This is a genomic window from Aeromicrobium sp. (assembly GCF_014378035.1).
GTDB lineage: Bacteria > Actinomycetota > Actinomycetes > Propionibacteriales > Nocardioidaceae > Aeromicrobium.
The window spans coordinates 1-3,275 of the sequence record NZ_JACMOM010000235.1 but is presented as its reverse complement, the minus strand read 5'-3'; the positions used below and the strand labels follow the sequence as shown (position 1 = coordinate 3,275).

3 protein-coding genes are annotated in these 3,275 nt (G+C 64.4%); 2 read left to right on the top strand and 1 reads right to left on the bottom strand.

Going from position 1 to position 3,275, the window contains the following annotated elements:
* Window positions 1-439 precede the first annotated feature (439 nt).
* Window positions 440-1,171 (top strand): phosphatase PAP2 family protein, encoded by a 732-nt coding sequence (locus tag H7290_RS12275; protein ID WP_290514304.1) that lies wholly within the window; start codon window positions 440-442, stop codon window positions 1,169-1,171.
* A gap of 158 nt (window positions 1,172-1,329) precedes the next feature.
* On the opposite strand, the gene H7290_RS12270 is transcribed toward H7290_RS12275, so the two are convergent.
* On the bottom strand, window positions 1,330-2,616 hold the full coding sequence (locus tag H7290_RS12270) for an LPXTG cell wall anchor domain-containing protein (RefSeq protein WP_290514303.1): 1,287 nt from the start codon (window positions 2,614-2,616) through the stop codon (window positions 1,330-1,332).
* Window positions 2,617-2,793: 177 nt separating this feature from the next.
* On the opposite strand from H7290_RS12270, the gene H7290_RS12265 reads away from it, so the two are divergent.
* Window positions 2,794-3,275: saccharopine dehydrogenase NADP-binding domain-containing protein (locus H7290_RS12265; protein WP_290514302.1), on the top strand; the 482-nt coding region annotated here is incomplete at its 3' end.

Genomic DNA, 3,275 nt, shown 5'->3' with positions numbered 1-3,275 from the left:
GGGTGACTGCGGAGGGCCGCGGGCGTCTGCGGAGGGCCGCGGGTGACAGCGGAACGGCGATGGTTCCTGACGCTGGCGCTCTGGGAGACTGCGGTCGCCGACGCCGAAGGAGGGAAAACTGTATTCCCAGCGGAAATCTCCCTCCATCGGGTGCGGATCGGCCGAAACTCCCTCCCGCGTGGAGGCCCGAGGGTGCGCGCGGAGGGCCGACGCCGAGGGCGACAGCGGAACGCCGGGGCCGACGCCGACGCCGACGCCGCCGACGACGACGACGACGACGACGACGACGTAAGACGGTCGGTCGGCGACTCCCTGAGAAACGCCGCCGACAACTCGCGGCCCGCCGTACCCAACCGCGAACGGCCTCGACGGCGGGGCTGGCCTGTGCAAACACTGGGCCGCACATTCCGCACCGAACGACTCTGGGTACTGTTGGCGCGTGACCGCGCACCCACTGAAGAAGAACAACGACGCGAGCTCGCCCGCCGCACGGCAAGCTGCCCGCATCAGTCGACGCTGGCCGCTGGTGAGCGGCGGGATGGGCATCTTGCTGGTCGCTGCGCTCGGGGCGATCATCGCCTACCGGGAAAACAACCTTCCGTTCTCCTTCGACCTCGCCTTTCTGGGGGAGCTCGTGGAGCACAGGTCAGCGTTCTGGGACGTGCCGGCCCTGCTGATGAACAACATCGGCGGCGGCATCATCGGTACCTTCGTCGTGCCCCTCGCGATCATCCTGATTCTTCTGGTGTTGCGGATGAAGTGGGCGGCCCTGTACTTCGCACTCGCCACGATTGTGAGTGCCGGTCTCGTGCAGCTGCTCAAGAATCTCTATGAGCGTCCGCGTCCGCACGACATCCTGGTCGTCTCGGACCCTGGCTCGTTCCCATCCGGACACACGGCGAACGCCGCCACGATGGCGGTCGTGCTGTCCCTGGTGCTGCGTCGGGTCTGGATCTGGGCCGCCGGGGTGCTCTACACGGTCATCATGCTGCTCAGCCGCACCTATCTCGGCGCGCACTGGTTGAGCGACACGATCGGCGGACTAGTGCTCGGCAGCGCGGTGGCGGTGATCGTGTGGGCACCGCTCGCTCATCGCGTGCTCACGGAACGGGAGAGACGCAGCGGATCTGTGCGATCGGGCGAGGCTATCGCGGTGAGAGACGAGCAGTGAGACAAGCAGTGAGACGACCAGTGAGACAAGCAGTGCGACGGACCGTGAGACGACCAGTGCGACAAGCCGTGCGACGACCAATGCGACGACCAGTGCGACGGGCCGCCGACAGCTGTCGGCGACCCGTCGCACTGAGAAGATACTGAACTGCGCCTGAACTACGCCAAACGGCGGCGACGAGCGAGGACGGCTATGCCGAGGCCGGCAATCAACAGCATGCCACCAAGTCCCATCGGAGCAGCCGCATCAGTCCCGGTCGCAGCGAGTTCTGGAACAGCGGCCGCAGTGGCCACAGCGGCTGTGGCCACCGGTGACGGGTCGGCAACGGCGATCGATGTGCGCCCAAGCACCTGATGGCTGGACGGCCCATCGAAGGTAGCGGCGAACAAAAGTCGAGCGGTGAAATTTCCGCCCGTCGTCGGCGTGCCCGATATCGTGACCACGACGGAGCCGTCCTCTTGCTGCAGGCTTGTCGCCGTGAGGCCAGCCGGAAGGTCATCGACGACCGTCGATACGGGACCGTTCGTGAAATAACTGTCCGCTGTGAGGGCCGGGTCAATGGTGTAGCTCAGAACCTGATTGACCGGCACGCCTTTAGTAAGAGAGAGCGGAGAGACCGTGATGCAGGTACCGGCGTCGCCATACCGGTCACCGAAGGTTGCCGGAAGCGTGGGAACGAGCGCGGTAACCGCGGTCTTCGCATCAGCGAAACCATTGGCGCAGGGGGTGTAGCCGAAGAGAACGAGGTACACATCGAAGTTGCTCGCCCCAGCGGCATCCGCTCGCGGGCTGTCCCTTCCCTCGACTGTAGTCCAGCCGCCGAAGGTGCCGTTCGTGACCACGTCGTACCCGATGATTGGGTCGCTGGACTCGTTGGAATTCTGGCTGCTGAAGGTGGGAGTCGTGGTGTCTGACACGAGCGTTTTTCCATTGACCACGTACCGTGAGTTCGAATCGGAGCCGATGTTTCCGGTGAACGTCACCGAGCTATTGGCGAGCCCGATCGTGGCATTCGACAGGCGATACGACCAGTGAGCGTAATTGCCCGACAGAGTGAGGGTGAGTACGACCACATAGGGGGCCTCCCACGCGGTGGTACTTCCCGTCATCGTGATTACGGAGGTGGCGCCCTCGTGGATATCGCTCACCGTAGTCGTCGCCACAAACTGCCAGTCGCCCTGCGTGGTGTCATGCAGCGTGAACGGATTGGGGAGTCCGTCGAACGCATCGTTGTTCCAACCAAAAGAGTTGTGCGCGAGGTCATAGGTCGCGGCGTCTTCGATATAGCCGGTGGTGTCATCGACACCCTGCCACTGGATCGAGTTGGTGTTGATGTCGGAGGCGCCCGCCGATGCCGCGGTCGGCATCGCGAGCACGCTTGCGGCGGAAATCATCAGAATTGCAGCCGCAGCGGCAATGGTTTTATAAACGGGGCGGGTTCTCATTGGGAGAGTCCTCTCGAGAGCACGGCATCGTTCGGAGGAGAGACGGGAGTCTCCTGGGAACTCGGGTGCGACGCGTACCATTCGAAACCTTAGTGGGTCCTGTGAATGAAGGATCACCTGACGAAAAAAACTACGCGCGGCTCGGCCGGACAGGGCCGTCACCGCTAGCGTCAAAGCATGAGAATCCTCCTGGTCGGCGCCGGTGGCGTCGGCACTGCGATTGCCAAGATCGCCGCCCGTCGCACCTTCTTCGAGACCATGGTCGTGTGCGACTATGAGCTGGTCCGCGCCGAGGCGACGATCGCCTGGGTCGAAGCGAAGCACGGTGCGCAGGGGTCGCGATTCATCGCCGCGCAGATCGACGCCTCCGACCCGGATGACGTGACCGCGGTCGCGAAGGCCCACGGCGTCACCCATGTGATGAACGCCGTCGAGCCCAAATTTGTGCCCACAATCTTCGCCGGGGCGCTTGCCGCCGGAGCGGACTACCTCGACATGGCGATGAGCCTGTCGGAGCCGCATCCGTCCGAGCCGTATTCGGAGACCGGTGTGAAGCTCGGCGACGACCAATTCGCCCAGGCGCCCGACTGGGAGACGGCCGGCCGTCTCGCTCTTGTGGGCATGGGTGTCGAGCCCGGGCTGAGCGATGTGTTCGCCCG